Here is a 15282-nt window from a genome sequence, read left to right on the forward strand (position 1 = left end):
AATTGATTAGACAAAAGTCTGTTAATGACATTAAATTGAATATTCTAAAGAATAAAATAGATAATAATGGAAATAATGATAAAAATACTCTCGAAGTGGGGAGATAAATAATGATTAAAGTAAAACTGTTCGATACCGAACATGAAAAAGATTTAGAAGTAGAAATAAATTATTTTCTAGAGGATTTAGAGGAGCATCAGTTGGTTGATATTAAGTATAATGTCGCTGCAATGCCAGAAGAGGATGACGATGAACAAATCTATTGTTTCTCAGCCATGGTCATTTATCGTAAATAAGCAACCAAGGGAGAAGCTTGGTTGCTTATTTATGACTAAACTCCGCAGCATTTAATCCTGCCAATCTACCTGTAACAAAAGCCGCAGTAATATTAAATCCGCCTGTATATCCATGGATATCGAGAATTTCACCACAAAAGTAAAGACCCTCCATCAACTTGGATGACATGGTTTTCGGATCGACTTCCTTAACGGAAACCCCTCCACCAGTAATGAACGCTTTTTCAATGGGAAGGGTATCATGAACATTAAAACGGAATTTCTTACAACTTTCGGCAAACAACCGCAGTTTGTCTTTTGATAGATTGTTTGCTTGTGTGGCAGGGTCAATCCCATTTTGCTCCAGCAAAAAGAGTAAATAGCGTTCAGGCATAAGATTTTTAAATACATTTTTAAGGCTTTTCTTCGGGTCTGCCTGTAACAAATGAATTAATTCTTGAAATAGAGGTTCTTCCTTTTTATCTGGAAAAATATCAAGGTTTACAACGACTTCCCTATTAACAGATTTCCTCAATTCTTTTACAATAAATTGACTGCATCGAAGGACAGCAGGACCACTGATGCCAAAATGAGTGAAAATCATATCCATACGGTGAGTAATGATTGATTTTCCTTTTGCATTTAATACGCTAAGCGCAATATCTCTCAATGAGAGACCTTGTAAGGTTTTTGTTTTAATAAACTTCTCATGAGAAATGACGGGAACTTCGGTCGGAAAAAGGTCTGTGATCGTATGACCGGCTTTTTTTGCCCATGCATAACCATCCCCAGTAGACCCCGTTTGTGGAACTGATTTTCCGCCTGCTGCGATAATTACCGCCTTTGTTTCAAAAGATTCACCACTCATTAGTTGAACTGTTTTATTATGATTATCATGATAGTGAATCGTGCGAACGGGGCTATTTTTCCTTACCGCTATTTTGAGCACTTCCAATTTATGAAGTAGAGCATTGACAACAGTTTGGGCTTTATCATTGATAGGAAACATTCTTCCATGGTCTTCTTCTTTTAACTCGATCCCAAGCTTTTTGAAAAATAAAATAATATCTTCATTATTAAATAAGGAGAAAGCACCGTATAAAAACCGTCCATTTCCAGGAATATGTTTAATCAAGTCGTCAACAGGCATTCGGTTCGTGACATTGCAGCGACCGCCGCCTGAAATGGCAAGCTTACGACCTAACTTATCTCCTTTATCAATTAATAACACTTTGGCCCCAGACTCTCCGGCTGATAAAGCGGCCATTAAACCTGAGGGTCCACCACCAATTACAATCACATCGTACATTATATGTTAATCCTTTCTATCGATAAGTTCCGAATCATATTTTCTACTAATAAGTAGAATTCTTCTTGAAAGAAGAGTAAACTACAAATAGTGTATTTTCAAGTGCATTGTTAATAAAACGTAATAATTAATTACTATATAAACTAGAAATAGGATATAATTTAACTTCATTCAGCAAAAGCTCTGCACAGAAAGCTTGCGACAGGTAAAGAGGTACTCTACTTCTAAAAGTGGGGGTTCAAACCATGATGAATGAGTTAAGACTCCGATGGATGCCGCGGATTTTTTACTTTTGAGCAAACTTAAAGGCGGACAGGGCGTCCTAATTAATCTAAAAATAGGGATGTGGCGCTTTGAAGGATGCTAAAATTTCGGCAGGTGAATTTAATTAATTTCTAGTTACAATTCCTACGTTGAGAAGGAGAAGGAATGAATGTCATCAAAGCTTTTAAGGGGAACATTTATTTTAACTTTAGGAACGATTATTTCAAAAATGCTTGGTTTGTTTTACGTCATCCCGTTTGATGCAATTGTAGGACAAGAAGGAACAACACTGTATCAATACTCTTATGTACCTTATACAATCTTTCTTAGTATTGCAACGGGGGGGATCCCGTTAGCCATTTCAAAATTTATCTCGAAATATAATGCCTTAGATGAATATGCTGTTGGTCGAAAATTATTTAAATCTAGTCAATGGATTATGATTATTTCAGGCTTTGTCTCTTTTCTAATTCTCTATTTATCAGCTCCATTTCTTGCTGGTATGGTGATAAGAGATACTGATCAAGTAACAAATATTGAGGATGTTATTACGGTGACTCGTGCTGTTAGCTTTGCCTTAATTATTGTCCCTTTTATGAGTTTAAGCCGGGGGTTTTTCCAAGGACATCAATCAATGGGTCCAACAGCAGTTTCTCAAGTCGTAGAACAAATTGTCAGGATTGTGTTTCTATTAGCAGGTGCATATGTCGTATTAAATATCATGGGTGGGGACATCGTCACAGCTGCTAGTATCTCAACCTTCGCTGCGTTTGTTGGGGCAATAGGTGGTCTATTGGTTTTATTTTGGTACTGGTGGAGACGAAAACCTTATTTAGATGAATTGTTGTTAAAAGATAAAGGGACTGTTGATATTTCACTTAAAGAGATGTACAAGGAAATTCTTGTTTATGCAGCTCCCTTTGTATTTGTCGGATTAGCTAATCCATTATTCCAATTTATTGATCAAATTACATTTAATCGGGCAATGGTTGAAATTGGCTTGGCTAAGCAGGCTGACTTCGCTTATAGTGCACTTAACTTTTACTCGCATAAGTTAGTGATCATTCCTGTTTCACTAGCAACTGCTTTTTCATTAACACTAGTTCCTAATATTACGAAATCATTTATAAGTGGTGAACGAAACGTTGTAAATAGTCAAATTAACCAAACGTTCCAAGTCATTTTATTTTTAATTCTGCCTGCTGTTACTGGAATGGCCTTATTGGCAGAACCGATTTATACTACCTTTTATGGCCATGACCCATACGGTACAGAAGTTTTGCGTTTCTATGCTCCAGTAGCACTATTATTTTCTATGTTTCCAGTTACCGCTGCAATTTTACAAGGAATTAACCAACAACGTTTTACGGTTTTAAGTTTATTAGTTGGACTCCTCATTAAATTGACCTTAAATATACCATTGATAAAATTAATGGAAACAAGAGGGGCTATTTTAGCGACTATCCTTGGTTATGTTGCTGCCATAACGATCAATTTATTTGTTATTAAGTATTTTACAGGCTTTTCATTCAAGGTGACAGGACGGAGAAGTCTATTAATTTGTATTTTTACTCTTCTGATGTTCTTAGGTGCAGGCGGTACTTATGAAGTACTTTCGATGTTTTTCAATCCTACATCAATTACACAGGCGATCGTTATGATCATTATCACTGCATTAGTGGGGATCTTGATTTATGGCTATTTAAGTTTGAAATCTAAACTAGCAAATATCTTATTTGGTACAAGAGTTGATCGGATAAAGGAAAAGCTACATCTTCGAATTTAAAGGGCCTCCTCTTAGGAGACCCTTCTTTTATCTGAATTTGATTAATTAATAGTAGTATTCTTCTGTATTTTGGCGGAAGCCAAGTCGTCTTTCAATTCGATCTACACGGCGGTTCAATTGGTCAATTTGTCTTTCTATTCGATCGAATTGACGTTCTAAACGTTCAAGTCGTCGCTCAACATTGCCACCTCCGCCGCCTGGAAACCCCGGGAAAAATTGGCCTGTTTGACGATAATCCATCATCATTGACATCTCCTCTTTCAATTATTTATTTTTAAAAATATACAGGGCTTTAACTTTCTGCTGATTTGCTTAGCACCTTGATTACAGTCTATGAGTTACGGCCATATTTGAAAGAGACAAACGCCTATTATAATGGGAAAGAAGTGATTTTATTGAGAATTGATAAAATGTTAGCCAATATGGGATATGGAAGTCGAAAAGAAGTAAAGCAGCTATTAAAAAAGGGACAAGTTGTTGTAAATGGAAAGATTGTTAAGGATGGGAAAGAGCAGATTGATCCTTTTCATGATGCTGTTACTTTAAATGGAGCTGAGGTCCAATACAAAGAATTTATTTATTTAATGATGAATAAACCACCAGGGGTTATTTCCGCGACTGAGGATGATTATGATGAAACGGTCATTGATATACTCCAGCCGGAAGACGCTGTATTTTCTCCCTTTCCAGTAGGCAGGCTTGATAAAGATACAGAAGGGCTATTACTTATTACAAATGACGGTGGTTTAGCCCATCAATTATTGTCACCTAAAAAAAATGTCCCCAAAACTTATTTTGCAGTGATTGATCGCGAAGTGACAGACGAAGATATTGAAGCTTTTCGTCAAGGGGTTACTTTAGATGATGGGTACCATACGAAACCAGGAGATTTAAAAATCTTAAAGTCTGGTATTTATTCAGATATTGAGTTAACGATAACAGAAGGAAAATTCCATCAAGTGAAAAGAATGTTTGAAGCAGTAGGAAAAAAAGTAGTTTATTTAAAGAGAGTTTCAATGGGGCCGCTTCAACTTGATGAAAGCTTAGAACTGGGGGAATATCGTGAATTAACAGAGGAGGAAGTACTTCAATTAATAAATGTAAGTAAATTAGAAAAAATTTGAAGAAAGTTAGAGGGTCCAATCAAACGCCAAGTGACCATAAGACAAGCCTCAAAAAAGACCGATCCTTTTTACGAGGCTCGTCTTATGCTGGCCGCTTTGGACTGCATAGGATGTGTGATACACGAAAGTTTACCTATCAACTGGCAATCCTTCTATGAACAATTGCACAGTCCGTTAGGAAGATAATTTAACCTTCTTATTTGTTGTTGTCCATTTTCCACGGCTTGGGCTTCTGACTAAATCGTTGTACGCTAAAACATTCAAGTCTCGTTGTATCGTTCGAGGTGTAATACCAAATTCTTCTACTAACTCTTGAGTTGTTACAGTCCCATGGCTATTAATAAACATGTAGACGGATTTGATACGGTTTAACATCCGGTTAGTTGAAGGTTTCAATAAACCACTCCCTATCCATTTTCAAACCTAAGACAAATTCCAGCATCCAACATTTTAGTGAAGATTCTTCTTCGAGAATTTTAGCTTCTTCCCCCCAGACAACCCCTTTACACTATATATAGTATCTTACTTAGATGATACCATCTAACTATATAATATCTTTAATAACATAAGAATTCCACAATAGTGTTTTAAATTTACAAACATTTAACTTCGTCAGGTATGAGAATTTTAATATTTAAAATCTTACGTATATTAAAGATATATTTATATACATACGTTATCTATCAGAAATTATTAATAAAAATTCTATAAATGATTGGAAAATTAAAATATAGGAGAGGATGATTTTTAGAAAAAAGAGTGATACATTAAGAGCGAAAGATCAGCTTAAAGAAAATACATACATATTTCAGCTTTTTATTGATCATACATTTGGAGGTTATGTAATGACTGAAGTGAAATGGATAGATGAAGTGGAGAAAAGACAAGAAGAGCTAATACATGACACTCAAAAACTTTTACAGATTAAAAGTGTGTTAGATGATCCATCCCCAGAAGCTCCACTAGGGGTTGGTGTGAAAGAAGCTCTAGAATTTATGCTACAAATGGGAGAAAAAGATGGTTTTCGTACGAAGAACGTAGGGAACTTAGCGGGACATATCGAATTTGGCGAAGGTGACGAGTCTATTGGGATACTATGCCATGTTGATGTGGTACCAGAGGGAGATGGCTGGTCGAGTGATCCCTATGGAGCAGAAATACGAGATGGTAAGATTTTTGCTAGAGGGGCGATCGATGATAAAGGTCCAACCATGGCAGCTTATTATGCTATGAAAATCGTTAAAGAGTTAGGTTTGCCAGTGGGTAAACGAGTGCGAATGATTATCGGGACAGATGAAGAAAGTGAATGGAGATGTGTCAAACATTATTTTGAACATGAGGAAATGCCAATAGTAGGATTTGCCCCAGATGCTGATTTTCCAATTATTTTTGCTGAAAAGGGAATTGTTGATTTTGACTTAGTTCAGAAGGACGTAAAGAAAAATGTAAACAACGATGAATTGAAAATGGAATTAATTCGGTTTGAATCTGGTAGGAGATATAATATGGTTCCAGATTTTGCAAAAGCTGCAGTCCATGTGAAGGTAGATAACACCAACTTTATTCAAAAGTACGATGATTTTCGAAAAAAACATGCTTTAAAAGGAAAGTGTTATGTGGATAATGGCGAATTAATACTTGAACTCGAGGGAGTTTCAGCTCACGGAATGGAACCGAATAATGGAAAAAATGCTGGTCTATTCTTAATAAAATTTCTCCACGAAAATAATGAAGATCCGTGTGCAGCAACGTTTCTTAACTCTGCTGTTGAATTTTTCTATGGCGACACAAGAGGTAGCAATTTAGGGGTCTCGTTTCAGGATGATATTTCTGGAGAGTTGACGATTAATGTTGGAAAGTTGGCGTATGATCCGCTAAATGGTGGAACTTTTGGACTCAATTTACGCTATCCTGTAAAAAATGATATGGAAGCTACAAAAAATCAATTAGCCGAGGTTGTAACTAAACAAGGTTTTTCGATTCAAAATTATTCGGACTCAAAACCTCACCATGTGGATGAAAATAGCCAATTAATACAGGTATTAAAAAAGGTTTATGAGGAGCAAACAGGAGAAAAGGCGGAACTACTAGCAATTGGTGGCGGTACATACGCACGGTCTTTATCTTCAGGTGTTGCATTTGGTCCGCTTTTCCCGGGAAGAGAAAATATTGCCCATCAAAAGGATGAGTATATGTATATCGATGATCTAATCAAAGCAACAGCGATCTATGCACAAGCGATTTATGAATTAGCTAAATAACAGGAGAAAGAGAGTTGATTATTTGGGTAATCAGCTCTTTTAGTTTGGATGTTTAATATTTGGAGTTATTTGGATAAATACGAGTAAAGAGGTTAAAAATACGAGTAATCGATTGGAAAATACGAGTAAAGCGTTAAAATTCACGAGTAACTGATTGAAAAATACGAGTAATGAGATCAAATGAAAAAGAGGGATGACATGGAACGAAATCCACATTATTTTTGGGCTGTCGGATTACCCTTAGAGATTAAACAGAGCATTTCCGAAGCCTTTAACGATTTAAAATCACTTTTTCCATTTAAACGTTGGGTACATAAAGAGGATTATCATATTACCCTAGCATTTCTTGGTTCTGCAGAAACATCAAAACGGAATGCCACGATCGATCGTATTCAAGAAAGTCTTGAAACAGTAAATTCTTTCCCACTACAAATTCAAGGGATTGATATTTTTGGCAATAAAAAGTCGCCTCGTGTTTTTTGGGCTGCGGTTAATCAAGAAGACCGACTCCATGGTTTACAACAAAATGTATACCAGCAATGCTTACAAGCTGGTTTTAAGTTAGAGACTCGGTCCTATCATCCACATATTACGCTAGCACGGAATTGGATAGGTCCTGATTTTTCACATGAGTTATTGCAAAAGTACAACCCATTCCGTGATCAATCCCTTTCCTTTATCGTAAAAGAAGTTGTGTTATATCAGACACATTTAGAAAAAACACCAAAATATGAACCAATTGCAACCTTTTCGTTACTAGGTGAATAGATTATTATTAAAGGTGGAGAAAAAAGAATCGATAAAGCACCTTACAATCGTAAAGGTTAGTAGTGAGGTTTGAAGAAATGGGACAATTAATTAAATTACAAGACTATACATCTCGATATGAACAGAATATTTACCATTATCCTGCTCGGTTTGTGACACTGAAAAATCAACAATGGGCCAAAACCCAAAAAAGTTGGGAGACCCCTTACACAGAAGATGTAGCGACTAATATTACTCAATCTATAGAAACTAGGACCCAGGATGATTATAAGCCTTCTATTTTAGGGAAAATCAAAATTCTCTTTCTTCGAAATCATGTGATTTAGAGTTTGAAGAGACTCACTCTCCACCAAAAGACATGGTTGAAGAGGAGCTTTCAGGCTTTGATGGAATTTTCAACTCGCCGACACGACCAGCAACAAAGGAAGAGTTAAAGCTTCGATTTTTAAATCAATTATTCCAATTCCAGATGACTTGGGCTACTTCAACACTAATTGATAAATCATTTGTTAATAAAGGTTTCTATTATGATGAAAAGCTTAAATATTTTTTACAACGGTTTCCCGATACATATCTTGTTTTATATCGCCCAATTTTTCAATTGAAAAAAGCAACGATTGAAATGGAGACCATTTTAGTTAGTCCAACCGATATTTGGTGTATCCATTTTGTCGAGAGTGGAGATGGAGCAGTATATATAGGGAATCACGATAAATTCTGGACCATAAGAAACAAACATCAAGAGAAAAAAATAGTTAATCCGATGATTGCCTTAAACCGTATGGGGAAAATCGTAGTAAACATACTTGAAACTTTCGATATTCAAATGCCGATTCACAAAGTTCTCTTATCAAGAAATGGATTTATTGATTATCCAACAGTTCCTTTCGATGTGAAATTAATTGATAAACGCAATCATACAGAGTGGTTACAAAACCTAAGAGGATTGCGTTCCCCTTTAAAGGGTATACAGTTAAAAGGAGCAGAAGCCCTATTACGATATTGCCTAACATCTTCTGTGAAAAGAACTGAATGGGGGATATGGGATAGGAAATAACCTCGTTCAATTTCCACTATAGGTGAGGATTACTGGGTGATAAAAGGGTTGCAAAGAAAATCAGATTTGTATGTTAATTTTTATTAACCCCTTAACAGGAAAAGAAATTCATTGAAATGATCAGATGGAAAATGGAAAGGTGTTGCAAATCAAGATGTATGTTGTGTTGAATCCAACAAAATTTTGATTTAGGAGCCATTTGTACCTGCGTGTTATTTAAAGTTAACGAGCAGAGAAAATTATTTAATAAAAGGATTATCTTGACGGTTCTTCAATGTGAGGATAAAATTTAGAGTAGTATGTGGTTATTTTAGAATAACTTCCTTCAACTAATTCACATTAGTTAAGCGGAGAATGTTTGAAAGTATGAAATAAATTCAGTGGACTTAATTGATTTCAGCTGAATAAAGTTAAAGACCCACGACGGAGAATTTTGTCGAATAAGCTCGACAAAACTCTGGGCGTCAATTCTCCTAGGGGAATTGACTGTAATAGCCAAATTTTTATTTTTGAGTAGGATGAATGATTGCAGGTGAACAGCATTGGAAGACTATTTTGGACATGATTGGGAGATTGTTCCTGCAGGTGGAGCAACGGGTGAAGCCTTTTATGCACAACATAAGGAGAATCGATATTTCCTAAAACGAAATACATCTCCGTTTTTGGCGAGCCTTTCAGCTGAAGGAATTGTTCCGAAGCTTGTTTGGACAAAAAGATTAGAGACCGGTGATGTATTTACTGCTCAACAGTGGTTAAATGGGCGGGAACTTAAACCTGCCGAAATGAATCACGAAAATGTAGCAAAACTACTCAAAAAAATTCATCAATCAAACCATTTACTTAGTATGTTAAAGCGATTGGGTAAAACCCCTTTACAGCCGTTACATATATTGCAAAATCTTATGCAAGAAATAGATGAGGATATTCTATCTATCTTGAATGTACAAGAATCATTGAAGTTCTTAAAAGAAAATATGTATAAGATTCATAATGAAAGAAAAGTTGTCTGTCATTGTGATGTGAATCATAACAATTGGCTGCTTGATGAGACCAATCAATTATATTTAATTGACTGGGATGGGGCCGTTGTTGCCGATCCAGCCATTGATATAGGTTCATTGTTGTATTGGTATATTCCACGGGATGAGTGGGAAAATTGGTTAAATTTATATGGTTTAACATTAGACGATCATTTATTGCTTCGAATGAAATGGTATGTGCTTTCACAAACATTACATTCGATTCAATGGCATAAAGATAAATCAAGATTTTCTGAAATGAACAAGTGGATTGAATTACTAAAGCATTATCTTTCTTTGTAAACGATATGGTTATATTTTATTGCCTTAGTGTACATGTTTATGATCCTATTCGGAGGTCATCATGTACACTAAAGTTTGTAAAGTAAATGATTATGATAATTGATCCATATTGTCAACCCATTGGGATAATTGTTGTTGATGGGACTCAATATGTTGTTCTAAATTAGCAGCATTCACTCCACCTTGGCTATAATAATAAATTTGATCAAGTGTATTTGTATCTTGTTGGTTTATTTGATTGTTTGCCATTAATGACTTCACAAGTCGTTCTAACTGCTCGCATTCAGAAACAGAACCGCAGCAATCGGATTGGTGGTTCGTTAATATATCTTTAATTAAATTAATTTGATCTTGATATTGGAGAGGCATTCTACTAGCATCCTTTCTATTCAAACTAAGACACAAAAGATTAGGGAATTCACATTTAGTTTGTGAGTTCTTTTTTTAATTATTCGTGGCTTATGGAAAAATGTTGTACAATCCAGTATGCTAGGTAAATAAAATAATAAAATATAGAGGTGGCACCATGCGCTTAAGACATAAACCTTGGGCAAAAGAAAAGCTCGAGCAGTATCCACAATATGTAATATCAAATCCAGAGGAGTTAAAAGGAAAATGGGATAACGTTTTTGAACTTAGTCAACCATTACATGTTGAAATTGGCACAGGAAAAGGCCGGTTTATTTCGGAAATGGCAAAGGCTAATCCACAAATTAACTATTTAGGAATTGAGTTGCAGGAAAGTGTCATTGTTTCAGCACTCGATCGTCTGATAGAGGCAGAAGTACCCAATGTTAAATTATTAAATGCCAATGCATTTGACTTACCAAAGTTTTTTGAAAAAGGGGAGATTTCCAGAGTCTACCTGAACTTTTCCGACCCGTGGCCAAAAGTACGACATGAAAAGCGACGTTTAACTTATAAAAGCTTTCTAGAAATATATGAACAGCTTCTTCCTAATCAAGGCGAAATTCATTTCAAAACTGATAATCAAGGATTATTTGAATACTCATTAATGAGTTTTTCGAAATATGGAATGTTGCTGAATTATGTTAGCCTAGATTTGCATAACAGTGACTATGAAGGCAATATTATGACTGAATATGAGGAGAAATTCTCCAAAAAGGGAAATCGAATTTATCGCTGTGAAGTTCAGTTTCAATAATTTTTTTTAACAATAGCTTTTTGTCCCAAAAACTTGCGACAGGCACAATCCTCCACATCTAAGTTAAGGGATAAAAGCGGAAAGCTCTCCGGTTTAGCGGAGTTCATACTCCGCAGGAAAATTTGATTATGAAAAATGGGGGATTGTTTTGGACACTTTAAAGTTAACATCACTAAAGTTAACATGGTTAAATGGCGGGATCAATCATCTTGACGGTGGAGCTATGTTTGGGGTTGTTCCAAAAGCATTATGGGAGAGAAAATATCCTTGTAATGACAAAAATCAAATCCCATTAAGAACGGATCCAATCTTAATTAGGATGGACGGAATCAATTTTTTAGTAGATGCCGGAATCGGAAATGGAAAGTTAACAGAGAAACAAAAGCGAATCTTTGGCGCAATTGAAGAGTCTAAAATAGAAGAGTCCCTTAAAGCACATGGTTTATCAACAAATGATATTGATTATATTTTAATGACACATATGCATTTTGATCATGCCTGTGGATTAACTAAACTAGAGAATGGGAAGCATTTTTCTGTGTTCCCAGAAGCAAAAATAATTGTTAATAAAATTGAATGGAATGAAATGCGCCAGCCTAATATTCGCTCAAAAAGTACCTATTGGAGAGAAAATTGGGAAGCAATTCAAGACCAAGTGGAAGTTTTTAATAAGGAATGGACGTTTGGAAAAATAAAACTTGTTCATACAGGCGGACATAGTGATGGTCATTCAATAATCGTTATAGAAGATGGGAAGGATACCGTTATTCATATGGCGGACATTATGGCAACACATGCCCATCAAAACGTCTTATGGGTCATGGCTTATGATGACTACCCAATGAACTCCATTGAAGCCAAGCAAAAATGGCTTAAATACGGGCTAGATAAGCAGGCATGGTTTACCTTTTATCACGATTGTTTTCATCGTGCGATAAAGTGGGATCATGAAGGTAGAGTAATTGACACCATCGAGAGAAAAGAATAACTTTTGAAGGTGTCAGTCTTCTGCTTTATGAAAATGAAGACTTTGACACCTTTGGAGGAATATCAAAGGACATATGCATCAAGAATCGCACCTGTTCTACTGTCAACAATAAATTCATATTGTACTAAAGTACCATCCACCGTTTTTGAGATTCCACCAATATAGACATCATATTCAATGAATGATCTTTTATATGGTTGTTTTTCCATCTGAATCCATGAACCTTGGATGGGGCCATGCTTTTTAAAGGCTGTTTTTGCAATGTTCAATGCTTTTTCTGGAGAAATTGTTTGGTACTTACTGACGTTCCGACTAACTAAAATTCCGGCAGCCGCCCCTGTACCTGCCCCAATAAGAAAGGTTTTCCAATTCACTAATAATTCCCCCTAATAGATTACTTTCTACATTCTTTGTTATTATAGTATCAAATCACACAAAGATTCTAAAATATTTATTGAGAAACTTGCTGATTTTTTTTATTAAAAGGAGTGAAATTCATGAATGAAAAAACGCTGGAACTTTTCAAAACGTTAACAGAGCTTCCGGGCCCATCTGGGAATGAACATGCAGTTAGAAAATTTATGAAAGAACAACTAAGTCTATATACGGATGAAATTATACAGGATCGATTAGGAAGTATTTTTGGTGTAAAAAGAGGAAATGAACAGGGGCCTACAGTTATGGTTGCGGGACATATGGATGAGGTAGGTTTTATGGTGACCTCTATCACGGATAATGGGATGATTCGCTTTCAAACATTAGGAGGTTGGTGGAGTCAAGTATTGCTTGCTCAAAGAGTTGAAATTATCACGAAAAACGGTTCAATACCAGGGGTAATTGGATCAGTACCGCCACACTTGCTTGATGAAGAAAAACGAAAAAAACCGATGGATATCAAAAATATGATGATTGATATTGGAGCAGATGATAAAGAAGATGCAAAGAGCATGGGAATACAGCCAGGACAACCGATTGTTCCGATTTGCCCTTTCACACCAATGGCAAACAAGAAAAAAATAATGGCCAAAGCATGGGATAACCGCTATGGCTGTGGATTGGCGATCCAATTGCTTGAAGAAGTCCAAAATGAAACATTACCCAATGTTTTATACTCGGGTGCAACCGTACAAGAAGAGGTTGGCTTAAGAGGGGCACAAACAGCAGCCAATCTAATTAAACCCGATATCTTCTACGCTCTAGATGCTAGCCCAGCAAATGATGCAGCTGGAAACAAAGATGAGTTTGGACAGCTTGGCAAAGGTGCCTTATTAAGAATTTTTGACCGGACAATGGTCACTCATAAGGGAATGAGAGAGTTTATTCTTGATACAGCTGAAACTCATGGGATTCCATACCAATACTTCACCTCGCAAGGAGGGACAGATGCGGGTCGTGTTCATTTATCGAATGAAGGTGTACCAAGTGCAGTGATCGGAATTTGTTCTCGTTACATCCATACACCAGCTAGTATTGTGCATGTTGATGATTATACTGCCGCTAAAGAATTGCTCGTTCGCTTAGTAAGAACAACGGATCAGACAACAGTCGACTCGATTTTGCAAAATGGTTGATGAATTAAAACTCGTGACGCATAATAAGAGCAAAGTGATAGAGAAAAGTAGGAGTGAATAGAATAATGAAAAATCTTGAGAGTATGGAACAATTTAAGGAACTCCGTGACAATGGAAAACATATTTTCTTATTTTCCGCTGTTTGGTGTGGGGATTGCCGGGTTATCGAACCCTTCCTGCCTGAGGTTGAAAAGCAATTCAATGAATATACTTTTGTACATATAGATCGGGATGAATTTATAGATTTGTGTGCTGAACTTGATGTATATGGAATTCCGAGTTTTATTGCTTTTGATAATGGACGTGAACTAGGTCGCTTTGTCAGCAGAGACCGTAAAACAAAAGAAGAAATACAACAATTTATTGAAGGTCTGAAATAAATGGAAAAAATGAATAGCATAAAAATGAGTAAAGAGCTGCAGAAGCGGTTGGCCCATCCTGATCGCCAGTTCCAATTTGACCGCAAACAAGACCAGCTTAGAATTGAAAATAAACAAACAGGTAAAGGAATAACTATTTCGTTGCCTGGCATCGTTGCGAAATGGCAAGAGCAAAAGAACAAAGCGATTGATGAGGTTGTCTATTATGTTGAAGAGGGGTTAGGGGCATTAGATTCTGATCCTGAGATTTCTGGAAAAGAGAAAAATATCTACCCTGTAATTAGGTCCACTTCTTTTCCACTAGAATCGAGGGAGAAAATCCCGTTTATTTATGATGATCATACAGCCGAAACACGAATTTATTATGCCATTGATCTTGGCAATACGTATCGTTTGATTGATCAAAAGCTTTTAGAAAAAGAACAATGGGATGAAAAAAGAATCAAAGAAATGGCTTTATTTAATGCCCGTTCTCTTTCAACTGATTTAAAAGAAGATCTTGTAGCAGGCAATACCTTTTATTTTTTAAATAAAAACGACGGGTATGATGCAAGTCGTATTTTGAATGATTCCTTTTTAAAAGAAATGAGTGGTAAAGTAAAAGGAACAATGGCTGTTGCCGTGCCGCATCAAGATGTGTTAATTATTGCGGATATTAAAAATGAAACCGGCTACGATATTTTAGCACAAATGACAATGAGCTTTTTTGCGAGTGGCCGTGTACCTATTACTGCGCTATCCTTTTTATATGAAGATGGGAAATTAGAACCGATTTTTATATTGGGGAAAAACAAAAAGGTTTGATAAAGTAGGAAGTAAAAACTGAAACCGTACCGAAATGGGATACGGTTTCTTTCTGTTTTAACTTCATATCAGCAGATGTCTTCCACTTATATAGTTAAGGAGAGAATGGAATAAGCCCTCCGATTCAGTGGGGCAAAACCCGGCTGAATAAAGTTAAGCTTCCGGCGGATGTCACGGATTTTTTAAGGGTAATTTCTCGGGCGAGCTC

Annotated in this window: 18 protein-coding genes; 13 read left to right on the forward strand and 5 right to left on the reverse strand. The window is 36.1% G+C overall.

The features are described 5' to 3' along the window. The first annotated feature begins 110 nt into the window (after positions 1–110). Positions 111–296, forward strand: a complete 186-nt coding sequence (locus tag R4Z10_RS04600; RefSeq protein WP_338472032.1) for a sporulation protein Cse60 — start codon at positions 111–113, stop codon at positions 294–296. 25 nt (positions 297–321) lie between these two features. Here R4Z10_RS04600 and R4Z10_RS04605 read toward each other — a convergent pair whose 3' ends face one another. Further along, positions 322–1587 carry an NAD(P)/FAD-dependent oxidoreductase gene (locus R4Z10_RS04605; protein WP_338473160.1) on the reverse strand — a complete coding sequence of 422 codons (1266 nt, stop codon included), beginning with the start codon at positions 1585–1587 and terminating at the stop codon, positions 322–324. A 430-nt stretch (positions 1588–2017) separates the two neighbouring features. Here R4Z10_RS04605 and R4Z10_RS04610 point away from each other — a divergent pair, with 430 nt between their 5' ends. Further along, positions 2018–3634: a polysaccharide biosynthesis protein gene (locus R4Z10_RS04610; protein ID WP_338472033.1), complete on the forward strand. Its 1617-nt coding sequence runs from the start codon at positions 2018–2020 to the stop codon at positions 3632–3634. A 45-nt stretch (positions 3635–3679) separates the two neighbouring features. Here R4Z10_RS04610 and R4Z10_RS04615 read toward each other — a convergent pair whose 3' ends face one another. After that, positions 3680–3877, reverse strand: a complete 198-nt coding sequence (locus R4Z10_RS04615) for a hypothetical protein (protein ID WP_338472034.1) — start codon at positions 3875–3877, stop codon at positions 3680–3682. Between the two features lie 152 nt (positions 3878–4029). Here R4Z10_RS04615 and R4Z10_RS04620 point away from each other — a divergent pair, with 152 nt between their 5' ends. After that, the gene (locus tag R4Z10_RS04620) at positions 4030–4758 is read left to right on the forward strand and encodes a pseudouridine synthase (RefSeq protein WP_338473161.1); all 729 of its coding nucleotides are present in this window, start codon (positions 4030–4032) and stop codon (positions 4756–4758) included. A gap of 174 nt (positions 4759–4932) precedes the next feature. Here R4Z10_RS04620 and R4Z10_RS04625 read toward each other — a convergent pair whose 3' ends face one another. Continuing rightward, positions 4933–5154 (reverse strand): DeoR family transcriptional regulator, encoded by a 222-nt coding sequence (locus R4Z10_RS04625; RefSeq protein WP_338472035.1) that lies wholly within the window; start codon positions 5152–5154, stop codon positions 4933–4935. A gap of 449 nt (positions 5155–5603) precedes the next feature. On the opposite strand from R4Z10_RS04625, the gene pepV reads away from it, so the two are divergent. The 5 genes from pepV to R4Z10_RS04650 all read left to right on the forward strand — a co-directional run bounded on the left by pepV (position 5604) and on the right by R4Z10_RS04650 (position 10166). Then, positions 5604–7019: a dipeptidase PepV gene (pepV, locus tag R4Z10_RS04630; protein ID WP_338472036.1), complete on the forward strand. Its 1416-nt coding sequence runs from the start codon at positions 5604–5606 to the stop codon at positions 7017–7019. Between the two features lie 198 nt (positions 7020–7217). Next, positions 7218–7787: an RNA 2',3'-cyclic phosphodiesterase gene (gene thpR, locus R4Z10_RS04635; RefSeq protein WP_338472037.1), complete on the forward strand. Its 570-nt coding sequence runs from the start codon at positions 7218–7220 to the stop codon at positions 7785–7787. A 77-nt stretch (positions 7788–7864) separates the two neighbouring features. Beyond that, the gene (locus tag R4Z10_RS04640) at positions 7865–8113 is read left to right on the forward strand and encodes a hypothetical protein (protein ID WP_338472038.1); all 249 of its coding nucleotides are present in this window, start codon (positions 7865–7867) and stop codon (positions 8111–8113) included. A 32-nt stretch (positions 8114–8145) separates the two neighbouring features. Continuing rightward, positions 8146–8844 carry a nuclease-related domain-containing protein gene (locus R4Z10_RS04645; protein ID WP_338472039.1) on the forward strand — a complete coding sequence of 233 codons (699 nt, stop codon included), beginning with the start codon at positions 8146–8148 and terminating at the stop codon, positions 8842–8844. A gap of 542 nt (positions 8845–9386) precedes the next feature. Continuing rightward, entirely contained in the window at positions 9387–10166 is a 780-nt protein-coding gene (locus tag R4Z10_RS04650) for a phosphotransferase family protein (RefSeq protein ID WP_338472040.1), read from the forward strand. A 90-nt stretch (positions 10167–10256) separates the two neighbouring features. On the opposite strand, the gene R4Z10_RS04655 is transcribed toward R4Z10_RS04650, so the two are convergent. Then, positions 10257–10535 (reverse strand): YtzH-like family protein, encoded by a 279-nt coding sequence (locus R4Z10_RS04655; protein WP_338472041.1) that lies wholly within the window; start codon positions 10533–10535, stop codon positions 10257–10259. Positions 10536–10692: 157 nt separating this feature from the next. On the opposite strand from R4Z10_RS04655, the gene trmB reads away from it, so the two are divergent. After that, positions 10693–11331: a tRNA (guanosine(46)-N7)-methyltransferase TrmB gene (trmB, locus tag R4Z10_RS04660; protein WP_338472042.1), complete on the forward strand. Its 639-nt coding sequence runs from the start codon at positions 10693–10695 to the stop codon at positions 11329–11331. A 148-nt stretch (positions 11332–11479) separates the two neighbouring features. Next, positions 11480–12319, forward strand: a complete 840-nt coding sequence (locus R4Z10_RS04665) for an MBL fold metallo-hydrolase (RefSeq protein WP_338472043.1) — start codon at positions 11480–11482, stop codon at positions 12317–12319. Between the two features lie 62 nt (positions 12320–12381). Here the strand turns inward: R4Z10_RS04665 and R4Z10_RS04670 are convergent, their stop codons facing one another. After that, on the reverse strand, positions 12382–12693 hold the full coding sequence (locus R4Z10_RS04670) for a PepSY domain-containing protein (RefSeq protein ID WP_338472044.1): 312 nt from the start codon (positions 12691–12693) through the stop codon (positions 12382–12384). Positions 12694–12816: 123 nt separating this feature from the next. On the opposite strand from R4Z10_RS04670, the gene R4Z10_RS04675 reads away from it, so the two are divergent. The 3 genes from R4Z10_RS04675 (at position 12817) to R4Z10_RS04685 (ending at position 15074) form a co-directional block, all read left to right on the forward strand. Then, positions 12817–13890: a M42 family metallopeptidase gene (locus R4Z10_RS04675; RefSeq protein WP_338472045.1), complete on the forward strand. Its 1074-nt coding sequence runs from the start codon at positions 12817–12819 to the stop codon at positions 13888–13890. Positions 13891–13955: 65 nt separating this feature from the next. Next, entirely contained in the window at positions 13956–14270 is a 315-nt protein-coding gene (locus R4Z10_RS04680; RefSeq protein ID WP_338472046.1) for a thioredoxin family protein, read from the forward strand. Between the two features lie 9 nt (positions 14271–14279). Continuing rightward, the gene (locus tag R4Z10_RS04685; protein WP_338473162.1) at positions 14280–15074 is read left to right on the forward strand and encodes a DUF1444 domain-containing protein; all 795 of its coding nucleotides are present in this window, start codon (positions 14280–14282) and stop codon (positions 15072–15074) included. The last annotated feature ends 208 nt before the right edge of the window (positions 15075–15282 follow it).

It is taken from the genome of Niallia sp. XMNu-256 (assembly GCF_036670015.1).
In the GTDB taxonomy this organism is placed as follows: domain Bacteria; phylum Bacillota; class Bacilli; order Bacillales; family Cytobacillaceae; genus Bacillus_BD.

What these genes read in the sequence shown, in the direction of transcription:
- R4Z10_RS04600 (WP_338472032.1), top strand. Translation starts at nt 111, where the DNA reads ATGATTAAAGTAAAACTGTTCGATACCGAACATGAAAAAGATTTAGAA.
- R4Z10_RS04610 (WP_338472033.1), top strand. Translation starts at nt 2,018, where the DNA reads ATGTCATCAAAGCTTTTAAGGGGAACATTTATTTTAACTTTAGGAACG.
- R4Z10_RS04615 (WP_338472034.1), bottom strand. Translation starts at nt 3,877, where the DNA reads ATGATGGATTATCGTCAAACAGGCCAATTTTTCCCGGGGTTTCCAGGC.
- pepV (WP_338472036.1), top strand. Translation starts at nt 5,604, where the DNA reads ATGACTGAAGTGAAATGGATAGATGAAGTGGAGAAAAGACAAGAAGAG.
- thpR (WP_338472037.1), top strand. Translation starts at nt 7,218, where the DNA reads ATGGAACGAAATCCACATTATTTTTGGGCTGTCGGATTACCCTTAGAG.
- R4Z10_RS04640 (WP_338472038.1), top strand. Translation starts at nt 7,865, where the DNA reads ATGGGACAATTAATTAAATTACAAGACTATACATCTCGATATGAACAG.
- R4Z10_RS04645 (WP_338472039.1), top strand. Translation starts at nt 8,146, where the DNA reads ATGGTTGAAGAGGAGCTTTCAGGCTTTGATGGAATTTTCAACTCGCCG.
- R4Z10_RS04655 (WP_338472041.1), bottom strand. Translation starts at nt 10,535, where the DNA reads ATGCCTCTCCAATATCAAGATCAAATTAATTTAATTAAAGATATATTA.
- trmB (WP_338472042.1), top strand. Translation starts at nt 10,693, where the DNA reads ATGCGCTTAAGACATAAACCTTGGGCAAAAGAAAAGCTCGAGCAGTAT.
- R4Z10_RS04675 (WP_338472045.1), top strand. Translation starts at nt 12,817, where the DNA reads ATGAATGAAAAAACGCTGGAACTTTTCAAAACGTTAACAGAGCTTCCG.
- R4Z10_RS04680 (WP_338472046.1), top strand. Translation starts at nt 13,956, where the DNA reads ATGAAAAATCTTGAGAGTATGGAACAATTTAAGGAACTCCGTGACAAT.
- R4Z10_RS04685 (WP_338473162.1), top strand. Translation starts at nt 14,280, where the DNA reads ATGAATAGCATAAAAATGAGTAAAGAGCTGCAGAAGCGGTTGGCCCAT.